General features: G+C 72.1%; 19 protein-coding genes. 15 read left to right on the plus strand and 4 right to left on the minus strand.

Annotated features, from left to right (window positions below; all coding sequences use genetic code 11):
• Nucleotides 1-135: 135 nt before the first annotated feature.
• On the minus strand, nt 136-780 hold the full coding sequence (locus tag ACIBVQ_RS22330; protein WP_399179632.1) for an NADPH-dependent F420 reductase: 645 nt from the start codon (nt 778-780) through the stop codon (nt 136-138).
• Between the two features lie 69 nt (nt 781-849).
• Here ACIBVQ_RS22330 and ACIBVQ_RS22335 point away from each other — a divergent pair, with 69 nt between their 5' ends.
• The 7 genes from ACIBVQ_RS22335 to ACIBVQ_RS22365 all read left to right on the plus strand — a co-directional run bounded on the left by ACIBVQ_RS22335 (nt 850) and on the right by ACIBVQ_RS22365 (nt 5,561).
• Nucleotides 850-1,215, plus strand: a complete 366-nt coding sequence (locus tag ACIBVQ_RS22335) for a winged helix-turn-helix transcriptional regulator (protein ID WP_399179634.1) — start codon at nt 850-852, stop codon at nt 1,213-1,215.
• A 120-nt stretch (nt 1,216-1,335) separates the two neighbouring features.
• Complete coding sequence (locus tag ACIBVQ_RS22340) at nt 1,336-1,962, plus strand: hypothetical protein (RefSeq protein ID WP_386187947.1); 627 nt, start codon at nt 1,336-1,338, stop codon at nt 1,960-1,962.
• Nucleotides 1,959-2,261: a transcriptional regulator gene (locus tag ACIBVQ_RS22345; RefSeq protein WP_352011999.1), complete on the plus strand. Its 303-nt coding sequence runs from the start codon at nt 1,959-1,961 to the stop codon at nt 2,259-2,261. Before ACIBVQ_RS22340 ends, ACIBVQ_RS22345 begins: the two co-directional genes overlap by 4 nt.
• A 12-nt stretch (nt 2,262-2,273) precedes the next feature.
• Entirely contained in the window at nt 2,274-3,158 is an 885-nt protein-coding gene (locus tag ACIBVQ_RS22350; RefSeq protein ID WP_362911742.1) for an ABC transporter ATP-binding protein, read from the plus strand.
• 63 nt (nt 3,159-3,221) lie between these two features.
• On the plus strand, nt 3,222-3,962 hold the full coding sequence (locus ACIBVQ_RS22355; protein ID WP_362911744.1) for an ABC transporter permease: 741 nt from the start codon (nt 3,222-3,224) through the stop codon (nt 3,960-3,962).
• A gap of 436 nt (nt 3,963-4,398) precedes the next feature.
• On the plus strand, nt 4,399-4,587 hold the full coding sequence (locus ACIBVQ_RS22360) for a hypothetical protein (RefSeq protein WP_362911746.1): 189 nt from the start codon (nt 4,399-4,401) through the stop codon (nt 4,585-4,587).
• Nucleotides 4,588-5,237: 650 nt separating this feature from the next.
• On the plus strand, nt 5,238-5,561 hold the full coding sequence (locus ACIBVQ_RS22365; RefSeq protein WP_352012003.1) for a hypothetical protein: 324 nt from the start codon (nt 5,238-5,240) through the stop codon (nt 5,559-5,561).
• A 74-nt stretch (nt 5,562-5,635) separates the two neighbouring features.
• On the opposite strand, the gene ACIBVQ_RS22370 is transcribed toward ACIBVQ_RS22365, so the two are convergent.
• The 3 genes from ACIBVQ_RS22370 to ACIBVQ_RS22380 all read right to left on the minus strand — a co-directional run bounded on the left by ACIBVQ_RS22370 (nt 5,636) and on the right by ACIBVQ_RS22380 (nt 8,886).
• Nucleotides 5,636-6,112, minus strand: a complete 477-nt coding sequence (locus ACIBVQ_RS22370; RefSeq protein ID WP_386187952.1) for a hypothetical protein — start codon at nt 6,110-6,112, stop codon at nt 5,636-5,638.
• 109 nt (nt 6,113-6,221) lie between these two features.
• Nucleotides 6,222-7,361, minus strand: a complete 1,140-nt coding sequence (locus ACIBVQ_RS22375) for a DUF5925 domain-containing protein (protein ID WP_399179637.1) — start codon at nt 7,359-7,361, stop codon at nt 6,222-6,224.
• A gap of 19 nt (nt 7,362-7,380) precedes the next feature.
• The gene (locus ACIBVQ_RS22380) at nt 7,381-8,886 is read right to left on the minus strand and encodes a serine/threonine-protein kinase (protein ID WP_399179639.1); all 1,506 of its coding nucleotides are present in this window, start codon (nt 8,884-8,886) and stop codon (nt 7,381-7,383) included.
• Between the two features lie 46 nt (nt 8,887-8,932).
• Here ACIBVQ_RS22380 and mtnA point away from each other — a divergent pair, with 46 nt between their 5' ends.
• The 8 genes from mtnA (at nt 8,933) to ACIBVQ_RS22420 (ending at nt 20,404) form a co-directional block, all read left to right on the plus strand.
• Nucleotides 8,933-9,913 carry an S-methyl-5-thioribose-1-phosphate isomerase gene (mtnA, locus tag ACIBVQ_RS22385; protein ID WP_399179641.1) on the plus strand — a complete coding sequence of 327 codons (981 nt, stop codon included), beginning with the start codon at nt 8,933-8,935 and terminating at the stop codon, nt 9,911-9,913.
• A gap of 153 nt (nt 9,914-10,066) precedes the next feature.
• Complete coding sequence (locus ACIBVQ_RS22390) at nt 10,067-10,846, plus strand: N-acetylmuramoyl-L-alanine amidase (RefSeq protein WP_352012008.1); 780 nt, start codon at nt 10,067-10,069, stop codon at nt 10,844-10,846.
• A gap of 197 nt (nt 10,847-11,043) precedes the next feature.
• Nucleotides 11,044-12,810, plus strand: a complete 1,767-nt coding sequence (locus tag ACIBVQ_RS22395) for a methylmalonyl-CoA mutase family protein (protein ID WP_399179644.1) — start codon at nt 11,044-11,046, stop codon at nt 12,808-12,810.
• On the plus strand, nt 12,807-14,987 hold the full coding sequence (scpA, locus tag ACIBVQ_RS22400) for a methylmalonyl-CoA mutase (protein WP_386187964.1): 2,181 nt from the start codon (nt 12,807-12,809) through the stop codon (nt 14,985-14,987). Before ACIBVQ_RS22395 ends, scpA begins: the two co-directional genes overlap by 4 nt.
• Complete coding sequence (gene meaB, locus ACIBVQ_RS22405) at nt 14,971-15,948, plus strand: methylmalonyl Co-A mutase-associated GTPase MeaB (RefSeq protein WP_362911755.1); 978 nt, start codon at nt 14,971-14,973, stop codon at nt 15,946-15,948. The genes scpA and meaB overlap by 17 nt, the downstream gene beginning before the upstream one ends.
• A 414-nt stretch (nt 15,949-16,362) precedes the next feature.
• Entirely contained in the window at nt 16,363-17,745 is a 1,383-nt protein-coding gene (locus ACIBVQ_RS22410) for a cytochrome P450 (RefSeq protein ID WP_362911757.1), read from the plus strand.
• Entirely contained in the window at nt 17,742-18,641 is a 900-nt protein-coding gene (locus ACIBVQ_RS22415; protein ID WP_399179647.1) for a terpene synthase family protein, read from the plus strand. The genes ACIBVQ_RS22410 and ACIBVQ_RS22415 overlap by 4 nt, the downstream gene beginning before the upstream one ends.
• Nucleotides 18,638-20,404, plus strand: coding sequence for a prenyltransferase/squalene oxidase repeat-containing protein (locus ACIBVQ_RS22420; protein WP_399179649.1), 1,767 nt, complete (start codon nt 18,638-18,640; stop codon nt 20,402-20,404). The genes ACIBVQ_RS22415 and ACIBVQ_RS22420 overlap by 4 nt, the downstream gene beginning before the upstream one ends.
• The last annotated feature ends 204 nt before the right edge of the window (nt 20,405-20,608 follow it).

The raw sequence follows: 20,608 nt of genomic DNA on the forward strand, positions 1-20,608 counted from the left end.
ACGCGCTTCGGCGACCTCAGGCACAACCTGGGCAGGGTGCCGGGCCCGGTCCGGAGGTCCCCGGACGCTCTGGCCGGCCCGGGTTCCTTTGACGTCACCGTGCCGCGGCCGGGTGTGGCGCCGGGCCGCGTGGGTTCAGGCGTGGGAGCCGGAGTGTTCCATCGGCGGCGCGATCGCCTGGGCGTCCACCCCCTCGCCGACCCAGAGCCCGATCAGGAAGGCCGCGGTCGCCTCAAGCAGGTCCGCCCGTTCCAGCCCTCCGCCGTCGAACGGCCCGCAGCCCAGGTCACGTACCAGGCTCCGTACGGTCTCCAGCGCCTGCGCGTCGTCACCGCAGAGCGGGACCGCCAGCGGACGGCCGCCGAAGACCGGCGGGTCCAAGTGCCACACGCTCCGGTGGCAGAGGTTGAACGCCTTGACGACGCGCGCGCCGGGCGCCGCCGCGGCCACACGCTCGGCGGCGGAGGGGCCGCCCGCGGTCTCCAGCAGGAAGCCGGGGGCGACCGGGTTGGTGCAGTCGATCAGCGTGCGGCCGTCCAGGACGCCGGCCAGGGCGGAGACCACCCCGGTGGCCGCGCCGTACGGCACCGCAAGCAGCACCGCGTCCACGCCGTGCCAGGCCGCCCGCCGGGGGTCTCCCGCGCGTGCGCCGATCCTGTCCGCGAGGGCCGCCGCACGGCCCTCGTCCCGCCCGCCGACCAGCACGTCGTGCCCGGCGCGCGCCCACCTTCCGGCCAGGGCCTCCGCCATGCCGCCGGTGCCCACGATTCCGATCCTCATCGTGTTCGTCCCTTCCTGTGGTCGGACCCGGGTACGACGTTAGGCAGCCGATCGGGCACCATTTGGTGCGTGTCCGCCGGCCAGGGGTTCCTCGCCGACTGCCGGGCCAGGCTCGCCTTCGACCTGCTGGCCAACACCTGGAACGCCGTGGTCGTCTGGGCGCTGCGCGAGGGCCCGGTACGGCCCGGCAGGCTGCGCGAACGAATCGGCGGGATCAGCCCCAAGGTGCTCACCGAGACCCTGCGCAGGCTGGAGTTCAACGGCCTGGTCGAACGCCGGGTCCACCCCGGCGCACCGCCCCACGTCGACTACGGTCTCACCGACCTCGGCCGGAGCCTGCTGCCGCCGATAGAGGCGTTCGGCCTGTGGGCCGCCGAACACGGCGACGAGGTCATGCGCGCCCAGGAACGCGTGGAGACCCGCGACGGGTCCTGAAACGGAACCGCGGCTCATGGTCGCCGGTCTCGCGGCGCAATCCCCTTGAGTTTGGATCGCAAGCTGGTTTACAGTTCAAACCAGAGGTTTACGGTTCAAACTAGTTTGAGGAGCAGGGGGATGGATCGGCTCGACGACGACGACCGGCCACTGAGTCCGGAGGAGATGCTCCGCCTGATCGAGGAGCAGCAGGCCACGACGACCAGGCGGCTCGGCGGCGACCCGCTGCTGACCCACACGCCATGGGGGATCACCTGGTTCGCCGGGTTCGGCGCCCTGTTCCTGAACTACGCCTACGGCCTGCTCTCCCGGAGCACGGCACTGGCGGTGCTGTTCGCGCTGATGGTCCTCTCCATGGCGACCACCCTTTTCGCGCAGCGGACGGTCAGCGGCCAGGTGAGGGGAGAGGCGGCCGACCGGGGCATGATGTACGGCATCTCCTGGTCGTTCGGCTTCGCCTGCGTGGTCGCGATCTGCGTCAGGCTCTCGCTCCTGCTGCCCTCCGAGGAGTCCGGCCTGCTGTGGGCGGTGACGTCCATGACGGTCGTCGCCGTCCTCTACGCCGTGGGGGGCGCGCTGTGGCGGGTGCGGACGATGTTCTTCCTCGGCGCCTGGCTCGCCGCGCTCAACGTGGCGGGTGCCATCGCGGGACCGACCGTCCACGCCCTGCTCATGTCCGTCGGAGCCGGTGGAGTGTTCACCGTCGTCGGAGTGGTGCAGCGGGCGCGGCAGCGGGGCGGGGCATGACGGGACCGCGCGAGCTCGACCCGGTCATCCACGCCCAGGCCAGGCTCCGGGTGGTCGCCACGCTCAACACGCTGGGCGAGGCCAACCAGATCACCTTCCCGGGGCTGCGGGAGCTGCTCGGGATGACCGCGGGAAACCTGTCCGTACACCTGGGGAAGCTGGAGGAAGCCGGTTACGTGGAGATCGTCAAGACCCACCGGGGGCGCACCCCGACGACCTACGTCGCTCTGACCCGGCGGGGGCGCCGGGCCTTCGAGGACTACACCGCCGCCATCCGTGAACTTCTCGACCTGTCCTAGGAGGGGACCCCAATGACAGAGATCCTGGCCCGCGCCGTCGAGGTCACCCGTGCCTACGGGGCCGTCACGGCGCTCGACCGCGTCAGCCTGGACATCCGGGCCGGTGAACTGGTCGGGCTGCTCGGTCCGAACGGCGCGGGCAAGTCCACGCTGGTCAACCTGTTCGCCGGGCTCAGAAGGCCGACCTCGGGAACCGTCGAACTGCTCGGCGGCTCACCGCTCGACCCGGCCAGGCGCCGCGGCATCGGCGTCACCCCGCAGGAGACCGGCCTGCCGCCCGCGCTGCGGGTCGGCGAGTGCGTCGACTTCGTGGCCGCCCACTTCCCCGGCGCGGTGAGCAGAGGGGAACTGCTCGAACGCTTCGGCCTCGTCGACCTGGCCAGGCGCCAGATCGGCGGCCTGTCCGGCGGGCAGAAGCGGCGTCTGGCGGTCGCGCTCGCCTTCACCGGAAACCCCCGCCTGGTCTTCCTCGACGAGCCGACCACCGGTCTCGACGTCGAGGCCCGCCACGCCCTCTGGGGCGCGGTCAGGGACTTCCACGCCGGAGGCGGGACCGTGGTCCTGACCAGCCACTACCTGGAGGAGATCGAGGCCCTGGCCCAGCGGGTCGTCGTGATCGGCGAGGGCCGGGTGCTCACCGACGACACCGTTGGGGCGGTGCGCGGCCTGGTGGGCGTCCACCGTGTCACGCTGACCGTCTCCGAACCGCCCGCCCTCGCCGGAGTCATCGGTGTCGAGCGAGAGGGCGACCGTACGCACCTGCTCACCGCCGACGCCGACGCCCTGGTCCGCGAGCTGGTGCTGAGCGGCGTCCCCTTCTCCGGCCTTGAGGTCAGGCCGACCTCCCTTGAGGAGGCCTTCCTCTCCATCACCGGCCGTGAGCCCCAGGCCGCCTGAGGCCGCCCCTCGCGGCCCGACCCCCAACGGACCCCTCCCACCGGACCCCGACAGGAGCCCGTGATGTCCCTCGTCCTCACCCACACCCGCTACCAGTTCCTCGAAACCGTCCGCGTGCCCATGACGGTGATCGGAAGCTCCGTCTTCCCCGCGCTGTCGATGCTGTTCTTCGTGGTGCCCTTCGCCGGGGACGACCCGGTCGCGGCGACCTACGCGACCGGCGCGATGCTGGTCTTCGCGGTCATGTCCTCCTGCCTGTTCACCTACGGCATCGGTGTCGCCGAGGACAGGGCCCAACCGTGGGACCCCTACCTGCGCACCCTGCCCGCCGGGCCGCTGCCCCGCTTCACCGGGCGCATCCTCACCGTCATGGGCATCATGACGATCGCGGTCATCCCCGTCCTGCTCATCGCGGCCTTCCTCACGGAGGCGACGGTGACCCTCGGGCAGCTGCTGCTCGGCCTGGCCGCGCTGCTCCTGGGATCGCTTCCCTTCACCCTGATGGGCCTGTTCATCGGCTACGCGCTGCCGTCGAAGGCCGCCATCGTCGTGGCCCAGGTGGTGTTCTTCCCGATGGCCGTCGGCGGCGGTCTGCTCACCGGTCCTCCCAGCACCGCCCCGGCGTTCATCCAGGCCGTCGCCCCCTACCTGCCGACCAGGGGCGCGGTCGAGCTGGTCTGGGCCGCCAGCACGGGCTTCTCGCCCGCCCCGCTCTCCCTGGCGATGCTGGCGCTGTGGGTCGCGGTATTCGCCGGCCTGGCCGTGTGGGCCTACCGCCGCGACGAGGGGCGCCGCTTCTCCTGAGCTAATCCGAGAGACCTTGGAAGGAGCCCTCACCCGCCTCACAGGGGCAGGCGGGGACGGCGACACCGGAGAAAGTCCCCGGTCTCGCGTAACACGATGTCAGCGAGGGCGGAACGGCCCGGGCCAGGTGGCCCGGGCCGTTCCCGTGTCCGGGAAGGGGAGCGTTTCCGCAGGTCAGCTCGTGGCGCTCCTCGGTCACCGCCACCACCCGAGCGCTCGCGCTCCACCTTCTCAAAGGTGGAGTCTCTGGTTTTGTCCTGTTGCGCCGACTTTTCGGGACCCGTCCTGTACATCAGGCGCTGTCGCTCGTTTCCTGGGCCCGTGGATTTCCCCCACGCGAAGGTAGCTCTGTGTAACTGACGGTTACGGTTCGTGTTTAATGGGGTGGCTACCACTTGAGGTGGATCGACAACTCCAGGAAAGAGGAGAAAGCATCGTGCGCCGCATCGTCATCGGGTTCGCTGCCGCTGGGATGGCCGTCTTCGGCATGCTGGCGACCACGGCGGCACCGTCAGCCGCCGACCCCGCACCGTCCAATGGGCTCGGCGTTCTTGAGTCCAACTCAAACCCGTGCGTAACGGCTAGTAATACCGGAATCCTCACCGCCATCTTGAAGAAGTGCTGACCGTGTCAGCTTGACCGTGGGTCCGGCAGCCGTAGCCGGTGACTGAGATCGATGGTGTCGTTGGGAAGCCGGATCGTCCGGGGTGGTCTGCCCTGGGCGACCCGGCTTCTGAGCGCTGTCCCAGGCGGTTCTGCACGGCTGTCGATGAACCCGGGTTCCGATGTCACCGGCCGGCGCCGACCGGCAAGCCGGCACGTGTCCGGCTCAAGTGACGATGCGGCCCGCGAAAGCTCTTGACCTGGGATTTCCTGCCTTACCTCCGCGCTTCCCCCTGGCCGGTCCTCCTCGGCCGCCGCCGTTACCCGCACGCCTTTCGCCTCTCCGGCGAAGCCGGGCTGCCTGCGAGTGCCCACCTCGCTGCTCGCCCTCGTCTCGGGGCGCCGGCCGGGCCGGTGCCGCTGACCGTGCTCGGGCCGGGTCCGGCGGCCTGGCGCTCGGCGTCCGCGCGATGCGGCGCGGGATCTGCCCCCCGACCGGCATATCGGACGATATTCCACGCCTTATATCACCATTTTTAGGCATATAACATAATCGAATATTTCGGGCTTTTCTTGTCTCTTTCCTAGGTCAAAGATAACTTTTGTCGCGCACCTCTGTGCGGGCGTCCCGCCCGCGGTCCACCCCTCGCTTCCCATCGGAGGTACCAGCGCGTGATCACCAGAAAGGCGGCCGTCGCCGCCGCGGGCGTTCTGGCCCTGGGAGGACTGGTGTACGGCCATCCCCCCGCCCAGGCCGGGACCTCCGGTCTGTCCGCCCCCCTGGCGACCTGCCGTTCCTACACCAACGACGCCAGGACCATCGGGTACGGCGGCTGCACCATCATGGACGGCTGGGAGCGCTGGCGGCTCGGCGTGCGGTGCACGACCGGCGGCGCCGACTACCACTCGCCCTGGCAGTACACCTCGCACACGAAGAGCTATCGGTGCCCGGGAGGCGGCAGGGTGACCGGTGTCTGGACCGACAGCGAGTCCTGAGCCCGGAATTCTCCCCGAACGGTCCGAGGTGATTAACGGCATATTTCATGACATATGCAATATGCCGTGAAATCTCAGGGTGAGCAGAGCGTTCTCTCGATGGCCGTCAGGACGCGCTCCGCCTTCCGGGAACCGGTCACGACTGTTTCGCCGAAGCGGGCGCGTACCCGCCGTCTCGCCTCCGCGCGATCCGTTCCCTCCGCCAGGTCCCGGCACGAGGCCAGCGCCCGGCCGACCGGCTCCCCCCGGCCGGGCGCGGCGCCGAGCGCGGGGTCGATCTCCCGCAGGGCGCCCAGCAGCGCCCGGACCCGGCGCGCGTCGGGGGACACGCCGACGGACGTCCCCGCGGACGGCGGGCCGGGCGCGGGGGTGGTGGGGGCCGGGGTGCTCGCCTTGACGGCGTTGTGCGCTCTGCTGATCCGGTCACCGACGGCGCCGATCCCGGAGACCAGGGCAAAGCCTGTCACGGCCGTCAGCACCAGCGCCTTCAGCGGGCTGTGCCGCTTCGGCCCCCGGTCACGGCCGGGGGAACGTTTGCCGAGAGTGCCCATCCACCGGACAATAACGGCGCGTCCCTCGTGGAGCGACATCCTGTCACATGCGGGGAACGACCCGGGAGACCACACGATCTCCCGGGTGCGACGCCCGCGGACACAGCCCTCAGAGGTACAGGCCGATGCTCTCCGGCTCGGCCGGGGCCTCGCCCACCCCGTCACGCAGGGCGAACAGCTCGGCGAGGGTCGCGCCCGACACCGGGACGCTTTCCGCTGTGCCCAGCCACCCGACCGCCTCGTCGTGCGGAAGGGCGCCGACCTCAAGCTGGGCGAGGCAGCGGCCCGGGCGGACCACCGCAGGGTGGAGCCGGGACAGGCTCTCGTTGGTCGTGATCGCGACCAGGACGTCACGGCCGTGACCGAGCAGGCCGTCGGTCAGGTTGAGCAGCCGGGAGAGACCCTGCCCCGTCACCTCCTTGGCTCCGGCCCTGATCAGCTCGTCACAGTCCTCAAGCACGAGGAGGCGCCACTTCTTGCCGCCCTCGTCGTCGGAGTCAGAGCCGACCGCGACCTCCATCAGATAGCCGGGGGAGTTGAACAGCCGCTCCGGGTCGAGCACGCAGTCGACCTGGCACCAGGAGCGCCACTCGCGGGCGAGCGTGCGCAGCAGCGTCGTCTTCCCGGTGCCGGGCGGTCCGTGCAGCAGGACCAGGCGGCCACGCACGTCGGCGGGGGTCAGGGCCATCAGCCGGTCGAGCGGGCCGCGCAGGGACCGGGAGTAGTTGCCGCCGATCTCCGCCCAGGGGACGGCGGTGATGGGCTTGCCGGAACGGCGGGCGCCGTGCGGGCCCTGCCACCAGAAGCCCATCTCGACGTGGTCGCTCTCCGGTACGGCCTCCCGCGCGTCCTTGACCGTCTCCTCGATCACCGAGCGGGCCAGCCCCTCGTCGACCGCGGTGACGCTGACCAGCGCGGAGCGGTTGCGGTAGCGGACGACCCGCAGCGTCCAGCCCTCCCCGCGGATCAGCCGGGACTCCCGCCCGTCGTCCTCCCGCGCGACCCGCACCAGCGTCCCCGTCGCCGGGGCGAGCGGGGCGTCGGCGCGGATCCGTTCCAGTTCGGTGGTGCGCGACCACGGCTGGGCGCCCGTCGCGAACGGCGACAGCGCCAGGGCGTCGATCACGTCGACCGCCGAGTCGCCGTCGTCGAGCCAGATGTTCATCGGTACTTCCGCCGGGTGCGGCTCCGGAGTGATACTGACCTCCCTGAGAACGGACATGTCGGCAATGATTCCCTTCGCGGCCATCCGGGTCGAGGGATTTACCTCACTTCCTGGACAGCACGCCGTCGTAGGTGGTGCCGAAGCCCATGCCGTCGGTCCAGTGGTAGGCCAGCCGTCCGCCCTTGCCGGTGAGGGTGAGGTCGCCCGGGACGCACTGGAGGACGTCGTGGACCTTCAGCTCGAAACCGAGGGCCTTCCCACTGGTTCTGGTGAGCGCGAGGGTGCCCGAGCACCCCGAGGTCGGCTCGGTCCACGAGCCCGACTTCTCCCCCTGGGCCAGGACGATCGTCACGTCGTGCTCGCGGAGGGGGAAGGGTCCGCTCTCCGTCGGCTTGATGTGCCCGGACCAGGTCCCGGCGAACGCGGCGGGGACTCCGGCGCCTCCTGGACCCGCCGAGGACTCGGGGACCGGCTCCCCGGTGTCGTAGACGTCGCCGGGCAGGTCGTCGTACTCCCCCCGGGACTCCTCCGGAGGGGAGGCGGTGGCGCCCGCGGGCGTGCCCGTCACGTGGGGGCCGCCCGTCGAGGCGGGGACCGAACCCGGCCCGCCGGCCAGGTACCAGACCGTGACACCCCCGGCGGCCACGAGCGCAACGGCGGCCAGACCGGCGCCGAGCACGGTCCCGGAACGCCGCCGGGACGCCTGGGTGCGCAGGCCCGCGCCGCCCTCACCGGTGCTCTCCCCGGCCTTCGCCCCTCCGGTGGCCTCTCCGGCCACCGCCCCGCCCACGGGCTTCCCGGACGGCGGAGCCTGCCCGCCCGGATCGACGAGGCTCACCATCAGGGAACGGGCGGTGGGCCTGCGCGCCGGGTCCTTGTCCAGGCACGCGCCGATCAGCCCGGCCAGCCTGGCGGGCAGTACGGAAAGGTCGGGCCGGTGGTTGAGGATCCGGTTCAGCACGGCGGGCAGTGTGTCGGCCCCGAACGGCGAACGCCCGCTCGCCGCGCACAGCATGGTGGCCGCCCAGGCGAACACGTCGGAGGCGGGCGAGGCCGGGGAACCGCCGATCTGCTCGGGCGCCATGTAGGCCGGGGTGCCGACGATGCCCGAGGTCATCGTCGCCGCGCCGTCCGCCCTGGCGATGCCGAAGTCCACGACCCGGGGGCCGTCGGGACCGAGCAGCACGTTGGCCGGCTTGAAGTCCCGGTGCACGACCCCGGCCGCGTGGATCGCCGCCAGCGCGGTCGCCGTGCCGACCACGAGCCGCTCCAGCTCACCGCCCCGCAGCGGCCCGCGCTCCCTGATCCGCTGCTGCAGGGACGGCCCGTCGACGAACTCGCTCACCACGTACGGCCGGGGCCCGTCGACCGAGGCGGCCAGCACGCGGGCCGTGCAGAAGGGGGCGACGCTCTCCAGCGCCGACAGCTCCCTGGCCAGTCGCGCGCGGGTCTCGGCGTCGGCGCCGAACAGCAGCTTGACGGCGACCTGCTCCCCGCCGGGCGTCTGCCCCAGGTAGACGACGCCCTGGCCGCCCTCGCCCAGCCTTCCGGTCAGCCGGAAGGCGCCCAGGCTGCGGGGGTCGTCCTGGGACAGGGGGGTGGTGCTCACGGGGCAAGGCTAGCGATGCCCGCCTGATATAGGCATATTTTGAGACATGCGGACGATCGACTGGGTGGACGACGCCATCGAACTCGTGGACCAGACGGCGCTTCCCGACAGATGCGACATGCTCAGGATCGGCACGGTGGACGAGCTCATCGGGGCCATCCGGCGGCTGGCCGTACGGGGGGCGCCCGCGCTGGGGGTCGCCGGGGCGCTCGGGGTGGCGCTCGCCGTACGCGACGAACCCGACCCCGTGGCGGTCGCGGCCAGGCTGCGCGCGGCCAGGCCGACCGCGGTCAACCTCGCCTGGGCCGTCGACGCCGCGCTCGGCCGTCTGGACGGCGGGTTCGAGGCGGTCCTCGCCCACGCCCTGCGGATCAGGGACGACGACATCGCGGCCTGCCGCGCGATGGGGGAGCGGGGCGCCGACCTGGTGCGCGAGCTCACCGGGCGTGACCGGGTGCGGATCATGACCGTCTGCAACACCGGAGGCCTGGCCGCGGTCGAGCGCGGCACCGCCCTCGGCGTCGTGCAGACCCTGCACGAGCGGGGACGGCTGGCCGAGGCGCTGGCCATGGAGACCAGGCCGCTGCTGCAGGGCGCCAGGCTGACGGCCTGGGAGCTGGACCGGATGGGCGCGCCGTACCGGCTGATCGCCGACTCGGCGGGACCGTTCCTGCTGGCCAGGGGGTACGCGGACGCGGTGCTCATCGGTGCCGACCGGATCGCCGCGGACGGCGACACGGCGAACAAGATCGGCTCGTACGCCCTGGCCCTGGGCGCCCGCCGGGCGGGTGTGCCGTTCGTCGTCGTCGCCCCGGAGAGCACCGTCGACCCCGCCACCCCGACCGGTGCCGGGATCGAGATCGAGGAACGCGACCAGGACGAGGTGCTCGGCGTGCGCGGGACACGGCTCGCGCCCGCGGGGGCCCGCGCGGCCAACCCGGCCTTCGACGTCACCCCGCACGATCTGGTCACGGCCATCGTCACCGAGCGCAGGATCATCCGCCCTGACCTGGGAGAACGACCCTGAATGGGTTTGGGGGAATTTCTATGGGTAGGCGAGGGTGATCGGTCGCCAGAGTCCCGTTTCTTCAGGAGATCAGTTCGTAAACCACGGGATCAGGCGAAGCGTCAACGACTACGCTCCGATTAACCCCCTGTACCCAAACCGTGGAGAACCCTCGTGGCCATCGATCTTGTTACCCGTCGAGAGTGGGGTGCCCGGGAGCCGCGCGGTTCCTACGGCAGGCTCACCTCGACCAAAGGAGTCAAGGTCCACTACACCGGCGGCCAGGTGAGCCCGGGCATCGTCGACGACCACGCCAAGTGCGTCGCGATGGTCAGGTCGATCCAGAACTTCCACATGGACGGCAACGGCTGGATCGACATCGGCTACTCGATGATCGCCTGCCCGCACCGCAAGGTGTTCGAGGGCCGTGGCCCCGGTCACCTGCCCGCGGCCAACGGCGCCGGTCTCAACAGCGCCCACTACGCCGTGCTCGGCCTGGTCGGCAACGCCGGTCTGGTCCAGCCGACCGACGACACCCTGAACGCCATCCTCGACGCCGTCGACTACCTGCGCCTCAAGGGCGGCGCCGGCAGAGAGATCAAGGGCCACCGCGACGGCTACTCGACCGACTGCCCGGGAGACGCGCTGTACGCCTGGGTCAGAAGGGGCGCCCCCCGCCCCGGCGGCGGCCAGACCCCCGGCGAGCCCCAGGAGCCGTCCCCGCCCGCCTTCCCCGGCCGCGTCCTGAAGTACCCGCCCCTCCTGGAGGGGGAGGACGTGCGCACCTGGCAGGCCAAGATGAAGGCCCGAGGCTGGGACATCGACGTCGACGGCCTGTACGGCGAGCGCTCCCGTGAGGTGTGCCGCGCCTTCCAGACGGAGAAGAGCCTGCCGGTCACCGGCGCCGTCGACCGCGCGACCTGGGACGCCACCTGGAAGGCCCCGGTCACCTGATCCGCCCTGGTGGGCATCCGGCCCACCAGAAGGCCCCGCCCTCCCGGCCCCTCCGCCGGGAGGGCGGGGCCTTTCCTCGTGTGACCCCGGGTAATCCCAGGCCGGCGAGACCGTACGCCTCGGCCGTGAGCGGGAGCCCGCCGTTCGGGACCGGGGGGAGGGAAGGCGGTTTGGCGGGTGGGCTTACTATCCGGTTCATGACGGTGCCGCCTGAGGAACTTCGAACGGCCGACGGTTTCCCGCCGACCACGCGGGAGCGGTGGCGTGAGCTCGCGCTCGGCGTCCTGCGCAAGTCCGGGATCGAGACGGACTCACCGGAGGAGGCGCTGTCCTCCACCACCTACGACGGCGTGACCATCGCGCCGCTCTACGACTCCTCCGACCTGCCCGGCGACCCGGGCCTGCCCGGTGCGGCGCCGTACGTCAGAGGGGCCCGCCCTGTGGGGGGCTGGGACGTCAGGCAGCGCCATGAGGTGGCCGACAGGGAGGCGGTCCTGGCCGACCTGGAGAACGGCGTCACCTCACTGTGGCTCACGCTGGAGCCGGAGGACCTGCCGCGTGTCCTCGGCGAGGAGATCTACCTGGACCTGGTCCCGATCGTCCTGGACGCCGGGGAACGCACCGCGGAGGCGGCCGGGACACTGTTCGCGCTGGCTGAACGGCGCGGCGTCGCCCGGGGTGGCCTGACCGGAAACCTGGGGGCCGACCCGGTCCGCGACCCCGTGACCGCGGCCGAACTGGCCCGGCGCTGCGCGGCCGACTTCCCAGGGCTGCGCGCGGTCGTGGTCGACGGCACGCCGTACCACGACATGGGGGCAAGCGACGCCGAGGAGCTCGGCTGCGCGACGGCGGCGGGGGTGGCGGCACTGCGGACGCTGACCGGCGCGGGACTGCCGGTCGAGGAGGCGTTCGGTCAGCTGGAGTTCCGCTACGCGGCGACCGCCGACCAGTTCCTCACCATCGCCAAGCTCCGCGCCGCGCGCCGGGTCTGGGCGCGCGTCGCCGAGGTGTGCGGGGCGGTGGAGAACGCGGGGCAGCGCCAGCACGCGGTGACCGGCTCGGCGATGATGACGGCCCGCGACCCCTGGGTGAACATGCTCCGCACCACACTGGCCTGCTTCGCGGCCGGGGCGGGCGGAGCGGACGCGGTGACCGTGCAGCCGTTCGACGCCTGCCTGGGGCTGCCCGACGCCTTCGCCCGCAGGATCGCCCGCAACACCCACGCGCTGCTCGTCGAGGAGGCGGGGACGGCCAGGGTGACGGACCCCGCGGGCGGGTCGTGGTACGTCGAGCGGCTCACCGAGGACCTGGCGGGCAAGGCCTGGGAGTGGTTCCAGGAGATCGAACGCGCCGGGGGCATGGCCGCGGCCGTGGAGTCGGGGCTCGCCTCCGGCCGGATCGCCGCCACCTGGCGTGAGCGCTCCGGCAACATCGCGCACCGCCGCGACCCGATCACCGGGGTGAGCGAGTTCCCCGACCTCGGTGAGCGCCCGCTGAGCAGGCCGCCCAGACCGCGTCCCCGGGCCGGTGTCCGTTACGCCCAGGAGTTCGAGGCGCTGCGCGATCTGGCGGACGCCCAGGAGGTCAGGCCCGCGGTGTTCCTGGCCGTCATCGGCCCGGTCGCCGCGCACACCGCCAGGGCCTCCTTCGCGGCCAACCTGTTCAACGCCGGGGGCGTCGCGGCCCTCACCGCCCCCGTGCCGCCGGGAGGCACGGTCGATCCGGCCGCGATCGCCGCGGCCTTCGCCGCGAGCGGCGCCAGGATCGCCTGCCTGTGCTCAAGCGACCGGCTGTACGGCGAGCACGCCGAGGCCGTGGCCGCCGCGCTGCGCGAGGCCGGGGCGGTGAAGGTGTGGCTGGCGGGCAGGGGGGACCACGTGGGCGTGGACGCCACCGTCCACGCCGGGTGCGACGCGCTCGGCGTGCTCCGCACGATCTTCGACGACCTGGAGGTGGCTCGTTGATTCCCGACTTCTCCGGAATCGGGCTGACCGGAGAGCCCGCGGCGCCCCCCGACCGGGAGGGCTGGGCGCGGGCCGTGCGGCGGGCGACCGGTCAGAACCCGGACGAACTGACGTGGCGGACGCCGGAGGGCATCGACGTCAAGCCGCTGTACACGGCCGACGACCTCGACGGGCTCGGCTTCCTGGAGACCTACCCGGGGACGGTGCCGTACCTGCGCGGGCCGTACCCGACCATGTACGTCAACCAGCCGTGGACCGTCAGGCAGTACGCCGGGTTCTCCACGGCCGAGGAGTCCAACGCCTTCTACCGCCGCAACCTGGCGGCCGGGCAGAAGGGACTGTCGGTCGCCTTCGACCTGGCCACCCACCGGGGCTACGACTCCGACCATCCGAGGGTGGCCGGAGACGTGGGCATGGCGGGGGTCGCCATCGACTCCATCTACGACATGCGGCAGCTGTTCGACGGCATCCCCCTCGACCGGATGAGCGTGTCGATGACCATGAACGGCGCGGTGCTCCCGGTGCTCGCGCTCTACATCGTGGCCGCCGAGGAGCAGGGGGTGGCGCCGGAGCAGCTGGCCGGGACCATCCAGAACGACATCCTCAAGGAGTTCATGGTCCGCAACACCTACATCTATCCGCCCGCTCCGTCGATGCGGATCATCTCCGACATCTTCTCCTACACCAGCGAGCGGATGCCGAAGTTCAACTCCATCTCGATCTCCGGGTACCACATCCAGGAGGCCGGGGCCACGTGCGACCTGGAGCTGGCCTACACCCTGGCCGACGGCGTCGAGTACCTCAGGGCGGGCACCGCGGCCGGGCTCGACGTCGACAGGTTCGCGCCCCGCCTGTCGTTCTTCTGGTGCATCGGCATGAACTTCTTCATGGAGGTCGCCAAGCTCCGCGCCGCCCGGCTGCTGTGGGCGCGCCTGGTCTCCGGGTTCGGCGCGGAGAACCCCAGGTCGCTGTCGCTGCGGACCCACTCGCAGACCTCCGGCTGGTCGTTGACCGCCCAGGACGTCTTCAACAACGTGGTGCGCACCTGCGTCGAGGCGATGGCCGCGACCCAGGGGCACACCCAGTCGCTGCACACCAACGCCCTGGACGAGGCGCTGGCGCTGCCGACCGACTTCTCCGCAAGGATCGCCCGCAACACCCAGCTGCTGCTGCAGCAGGAGTCGGGCACCTGCCGGGTGATCGACCCGTGGGGCGGCTCCTACTACGTCGAGCGGCTCACCCACGAGCTGGCGGTCAGGGCCTGGGGGCACATCCAGGAGGTCGAGGCGGCGGGCGGCATGGCCAGGGCGATCGACCAGGGCCTGCCCAAGCTGCGCATCGAGGAGGCCGCGGCCCGGACCCAGGCCCGTATCGACTCCGGGCGCCAGCCGGTGATCGGCGTCAACAAGTACCGGCCCGACGCCGAGGAGCCCATCGAGGTCCTCAAGGTCGACAACAGCGCGGTGCGCGCCCAGCAGCTCGACAAACTCCGCAGGCTGCGCCAGGAGCGCGACCCGGCGCGGGTCGAACGGGCCCTTGAGGCGCTGACCAAGGGCGCGGCCGGGGACGGCAACCTGCTGGCGCTGTCCATCGAGGCGGCGCGGGCCATGGCGACGGTCGGGGAGATCTCCGACGCGCTGGAGAAGGTCTTCGGCAGGCACGCGGGCCAGATCCGCACGATCTCCGGTGTCTACCGGCAGGAGGTGGGTCCGGGAGTGGACGAGGTCCGTACGGCCTGCGCCGAGTTCGAGCGGCTTGAGGGGCGCCGCCCTCGCATCCTGGTCGCCAAGATGGGCCAGGACGGCCACGACCGGGGGCAGAAGGTGATCGCGACGGCCTTCGCCGACCTCGGGTTCGACGTGGACGTCGGCCCGCTGTTCCAGACGCCCGAGGAGGTCGCCCGCCAGGCGGTCGAGGCCGACGTGCACGTGGTCGGGGTCTCCTCGCTGGCCGCCGGGCACCTGACGCTGGTGCCCGCGCTGCGGGCGGCGCTGGCCGAGCTGGGCGCGGAGGACGTCATGATCGTGGTCGGCGGGGTGATCCCGCCGGGAGACTTCGAGGCGCTGCGCGCCGCGGGGGCCTCGGCGATCTTCCCGCCCGGGACCGTGATCGCCGGGGCCGCCGGGGAGCTGCTGGCCGAACTGCGTACCCGGCTCGGCCATGTCCAGGACGGTTGAGGACTACGCCCGGGGGGTCAAGGAGGGCTCCCGGGTCTGGATCGCCAGGGCGATCACGCTGGTCGAGTCGAGCAGGCCCGACCACCGGGCCATGGCCCAGCGGCTGCTGGTCGAGCTGGCCCCGCTGGCGGGCAGGGCCCGCCGGGTCGGGGTGACCGGGGTGCCCGGCGTGGGCAAGTCCACCTTCGTCGACACGCTCGGCACCCTCCTGACCGGGAGGGGACACCGGGTCGCGGTGCTCGCCGTCGATCCGTCGTCGACCAGGACCGGCGGCAGCATCCTGGGCGACAAGACCAGGATGTCCAGACTGGCGGCCGACCCGGCCGCCTTCATCCGCCCGTCCCCGACCTCGGGCACGCTCGGCGGGGTGGCCAAGGCGACCCGTGAGGCGATGGTCGTGGTCGAGGCGGCGGGCTACGACGTCGTACTCGTCGAGACGGTGGGGGTCGGCCAGTCGGAGACCGCGGTCGCCGACATGGTGGACACCTTCCTGCTGCTCGCGCTGGCCAGGACCGGCGACCAGCTCCAGGGCATCAAGAAGGGCGTGCTGGAGCTGGCGGACGTGATCGCGGTCAACAAGGCCGACGGGCCGCACGAACAGGACGCCAGGAGGGCGGCCAGGGAGCTGGCCGGGGCGCTGCGGCTGTTGCGCTCCGAGCGCACGGTGCCCGTGCTGACCTGCAGCGGACTCGAAGGCGCGGGGATGGAGGAGCTGTGGCGTCAGGTCGTGGCGCACCAGGAGGCCATGGAGGTCTCGGGCGAGCTGTCCGCCCGCCGCCGCGCGCAGCAGGTCGGCTGGACCTGGGCGCTGGTGACCGAACGCCTGCTGGCCGGGCTCCGCGGGCATCCGGAGGTGGCCGCGATCGCCCCGGAGGTCGAGCGGCTGGTGCAGACGGGGGAGCTGACGCCGTCCCTGGCCGCCGACCGCATCCTGGACGCCTTCGGGCACCGGCCCGCGTGACCGCGCGAGGTCATGTGATCCCGGTCACGCTGAGCGACCACAGGTGGGAACTGATTTGCGAATTCTGCCCACATTACATGAATCCTTGCTTAAGAAACTGATTCATTACAGTTATGGTAAAACGATTATTTGGCTGCGACCTTGATCGCCCACTGCCAATCATGTGATACTTCGCCCAAAGGGTTGTGAAAGGCGTATTAAAGCCCTTTAGTCATGTGAGCGTGAGAAGGCGCATGGTGAGGCGCGGGAAGGACACAGAGGGGCCGCCGGTCGACCGGCCCTGACTGTTTCCCGTGTGGGACGGGTCACACCGGAGTGACCGCGGTCCCTGATTGCGTTCGACCGCCCCGGCATCGCCGTGGGCGGCGGTCACGCTGCGTGTGTTCGCGTCATGCGAGGTGGGAGAGCGTAGCAATGTCGATCGACGCGACCGCGGGAACATTCCGGCGGAGCAGGACCGTCCCCGTTCACCGTGCCCTTCCCGGGCTGATGAGGGACCCGGTGAACGCCCTGGCCGAGATGGGCAGACGGGCGAAGGGCGAGGTCGTCCGGCTTGACCTCGGGCTCTTCCGCCCCTATCTGGTCACCCATCCCGACCACGTCCAGCGGGTGCTGAGAGCCGAGTGGACCGGCTACCGCCGCGACGGCATGTTCTGGCGCCCCCTGCGCCGCATGACCGGTGCCAGCGTCCTGGGCGAGGACGAGCCCTGGGAGTCGAGCAGGAAGGTCCTGCAGCCCCTCTTCACCAGACGCTACATCGCCACGCTCGCCGGGGAGATGGCGAAGGTGATCACCGGCTGTGTCTCCCGCCTCGACGCGTACGTCACGTCGGGACGGCCCGTCGACATCATGGAGGAGATGTCCAGGATCGTGAACAGGGCCGTGATCCGGGTGCTGTTCGGCGACCGGATCACCCCCGAGGAGGGCGAACTCCTGGCCCCCGCCTACGACACGGCCGCGACCTCGATCAACTTCCGGCTGCTCATGCCGTTCATGCCCTACTCGGTACGGGTCCCCGGCGACCGGGCCTTCATGAGGGCCGTCAAGACGGTGGACGACGTGGTGTTCCCGGTGATCCGCCAGGCGCGGGCCGAACACGGCGACGGCCACGACGTCATCTCCGCGCTCTGCCGGGTCGGCCAGGAGGACGGCGGCGCGCCGCTCGACGACCAGCAGATCCGCGACAACCTCGTCAGCGTCTACGGCGCGGCCTCGGAGTCGACGGCCATGACCCTGACCTGGCTGTGGCCGCTGCTGGAGGCCCACCCGCACGTCGCGGCCAGGCTCCAGGAGGAGATCGACCGGGTCGTCGGCGCCGGCCCCGTGACGCCGGAGCACCTGCCCGAGCTGCGCTACACCGGCATGGTCCTGCAGGAACTGCTGCGCCTGTACCCGGCCGGCTGGATCTTCCCCAGGATGGCCGCCAGGACCGCCGAGCTGGGCGGGACGCGGATCAAGGCGGGCGCCCAGGTGCTGATCAGCCCCTACGCCACCCACCGGCTCGACGAGTTCTGGGAGCGCCCGCTCGACTTCGACCCGGAGCGCTTCGCGCCCGGCGCGCGGGACGGCGCGCACCGCTACTCCTACTTCCCCTTCGGCGGCGGGCCGCACCAGTGCCTGGGCAAGCACCTGTTCCACGTCGAGGCGCCCCTCATCGTGGCCGCCGTGCTGAGCCGCTTCCGCCTCCAGGTCGCGGCGGGGCCGTACACCCCCTTCCCCGCGGCCTCGCTCAGACCCAGGGAGAGAGTGATGATGAACCTTCTCCCGCTCAGGCACGCCCCCGGCGCGGCGGCGTGACCCGCACGGACGCCGCACCCCGGCCCGAGGCCGCGGAGTGCGGGACGATCTGCGCCGTCGCGGGCCGGGCCCAGCGGGACATGCGCGAGTGGGCCGAGGCCTACCCCGGCCTGTTCTCCGCCAAGCCGTTCGACGCGGCCCTCTACAGCACCCTGTCGCTGGCCATGGCCTTCAGCGGGCCCTGGTTCACCGCCGAGCAGCTGCGCATGGCCAACAAGGTCTGCCTGTGGGCCTTCGGCCTCGACTGGCTCGTCGACTACGTCGCGACCTCCCCCGAGGAGGTGGAGGGCGTCGTACGGCGCTGCCTGGAGGTGGCAGACGGCGCGGCGCCGGAGGACGGCGACGACCTCACCCTGATGCTCGCCGGGATCCGCGACGAGCTGGCCGCCTCGCCCGCCCACCCCGTGCTGGGCCCGTTCTGGCGCGCGGAGCTGGGGCGGATGCTGGAGGCGATGCTGCGCGAGGCCCGCTGGAAGGCCGACAAGGTCACCCCCGGGTTCGACGACTACCTCGGCAACGCCGACAACCTCGGCTTCTGCTTCGCCTTCGCCGCCCACTGGCTTTACACCGCGGGCGCGGCCGAGAGCCCCGCCGAAGGACTCGGTGAGATCCTCGACGAGGTCGCGGAGGCGTCGAGATCGGTACAGCGGGTGATCCGCCTCATCAACGACCTGGGCACCTACGAGCGCGACGTCGTCTGGGGCGACCTCAACGCCCTGCTGCTCGGGCCGGAGCGCGCCGAGGTCGAACGGCGGGTCGCCGAACTGGCCGCGCGCAGCCGCGAGCTGATCGCCCCGCTGCGGGACAGGGCCCCCGAACTCGCGGGCTACCTGGAGCGGCAGATGGACTTCTGCGCGGGCTTCTACCAGGTCACCGACTACTGGGGTGCGCTGTGACCGTCGAAGACCTGCGGGTGCCCGGTGCCGTACCGCGGGGCCGGAACACGACGCCGGAGCCGGGCGCTCCCCGCGAGGAGAGCCGGGTGGCCGCGGCCGCGGCCGAGCTGGTCGCGAGCCTGACGGCCGAGCCGTGGGGCCAGGTCTCCGTCTCGGTCTACGAGACGGGACGGCTGGTGAGCCTGGCCCCCTGGCTCACGGGCCACGCCGAACGCGTGCGGTTCCTGCTCGCCGCCCAGCGTCCCGACGGCGGCTGGGGCGCCCCCGGCGGCTACGCGCTGGTGCCCACCCTCGCCGCGGTCGAGGCGCTGGCCGCCGAACTCGGGCGTGTCCCCGGCGCCTCGGGGACTCCCTTCGCGGACGAGGCGGCGGTCGGCGGAGCCGTACGGCGTGGCCTGGCCGCGCTGCGCCGCTGGGCCGGTGCGGAGCCGGGAGCGGGCCGGGGCGGTGATCCACGCGTCCCCTACGACCTGCGGGAACTGCCGGACATGCCGGCGGTCGAGCTCATCGTGCCCGACCTGCTCGCCCGCCTCAACGGGCACCTGGCGGCGCTGGAGGAGGGGGAGCCGCTGCCGCCTCCCCGGGGCATGAACGGCGGGAAGCTGGCGCTGGTCAGGACCGGGCTGGCCGCGGGTGCCGCGGTCCCGCAGAAGATGCTGCACGCGCTGGAGGTCGCCGCGGAGGCGGCGTCGAAGGCCCCGGGAGTCGTCCCGACGCCCCTTCGCGAGGGGCGGGCCGCCGCGATCGGCGCCTCGCCCGCCGCGGGCGCCGCGTGGCTCGGCGGCCCGGGGGAGGACTCACCCGTGCGCCACTACCTGGAGGCGGTCGTGGACCGCTACGCGGGCCCGGTGCCCTGCGCGGCCCCCGTGACGGTCTTCGAGCGGGGCTGGACGCTGAGCTGGCTGCGGCGCGCGGGCGTCCCGGTGGCCGTGCCGGAGGAGCTGACGGCCGGGCTGGCCGCCGCCATCGGCCCCGGCGGCGTCGCCGCGGGCCCGGGGCTGCCGCCGGACGCCGACACCACCTCCGTCGGCCTGTACACGCTGGCGCTGCTGCGCGCGCCCCGGGAGCCCGACGCCCTGTGGGCCTACGAGACCGAGACCCACTTCTGCACCTGGCAGGGGGAGGAGGGGGCGTCGCCGACGGTCAACGCGCACGTGCTGGACGCCTTCGGCGAGTATCTGCGGCTGGCGGGCACCGGCGGGCGGAACGCGCGTTACGCGGCGGCGACGGGCAAGCTGTCGGCCTGGCTGCGCGGGCGCCAGCTACCCGACGGCAGCTGGCTGGACCGCTGGCACGTCTCGCCGTACTACGCGACCGCCTGCTGCGCCCTGGCCCTCGGCGAGTACGGCGGCGCGGAGTCGGCCGACGCGGTGCGCGGCGCCACGCGCTGGCTGCTGGACACCCAGCGTGAGGACGGCTCATGGGGCCGCTGGACGGGAACGGCGGAGGAGACCGCCTACGCCCTGCAGACCCTGCTGCTGACGCCTGCCGCCCTGCCGGCCACGGAAGAGGCCCCAGCAGAAGCCACGACAGAGGCCCCAACAGGGGCCACAGCGGGGGCCGCGGAGGAGGCCGTCGAGCAGGAGCGCCGCGCGGCGGCCGTCGAGCGCGGGCACCGCAGGCTGCTGACCATGGTGACCGGGTTCGGGGAACCGCTGGACAGACCCGCTCTCTGGCACGACAAAGACCTTTACTACCCGGCGGCGATCGTCAGGGCGGCCGTCCTGGGCGCCCTTCACCTGGCGCGTCGCCACCGTCCGTGACCTGCCGTGGCACACCGGTCACGGCAGGGCGGCCCGGCCGGCGCGTCCCTGACAGCGGACGGTGACCGGAATTCAACGCAGAATATTGATCTGCGAAAAGGACAGAAGCCCACATCTGGTCAATGTTGCCTTGAGTGTAATTGGCTATATTGCTAAGGTTCTCCGGGTGCCATGGCCGGATGCCGTCGTCCGGCGCAATGTGGC

This window comes from Streptosporangium sp. NPDC049376, assembly GCF_044466505.1.
Lineage (GTDB): Bacteria > Actinomycetota > Actinomycetes > Streptosporangiales > Streptosporangiaceae > Streptosporangium.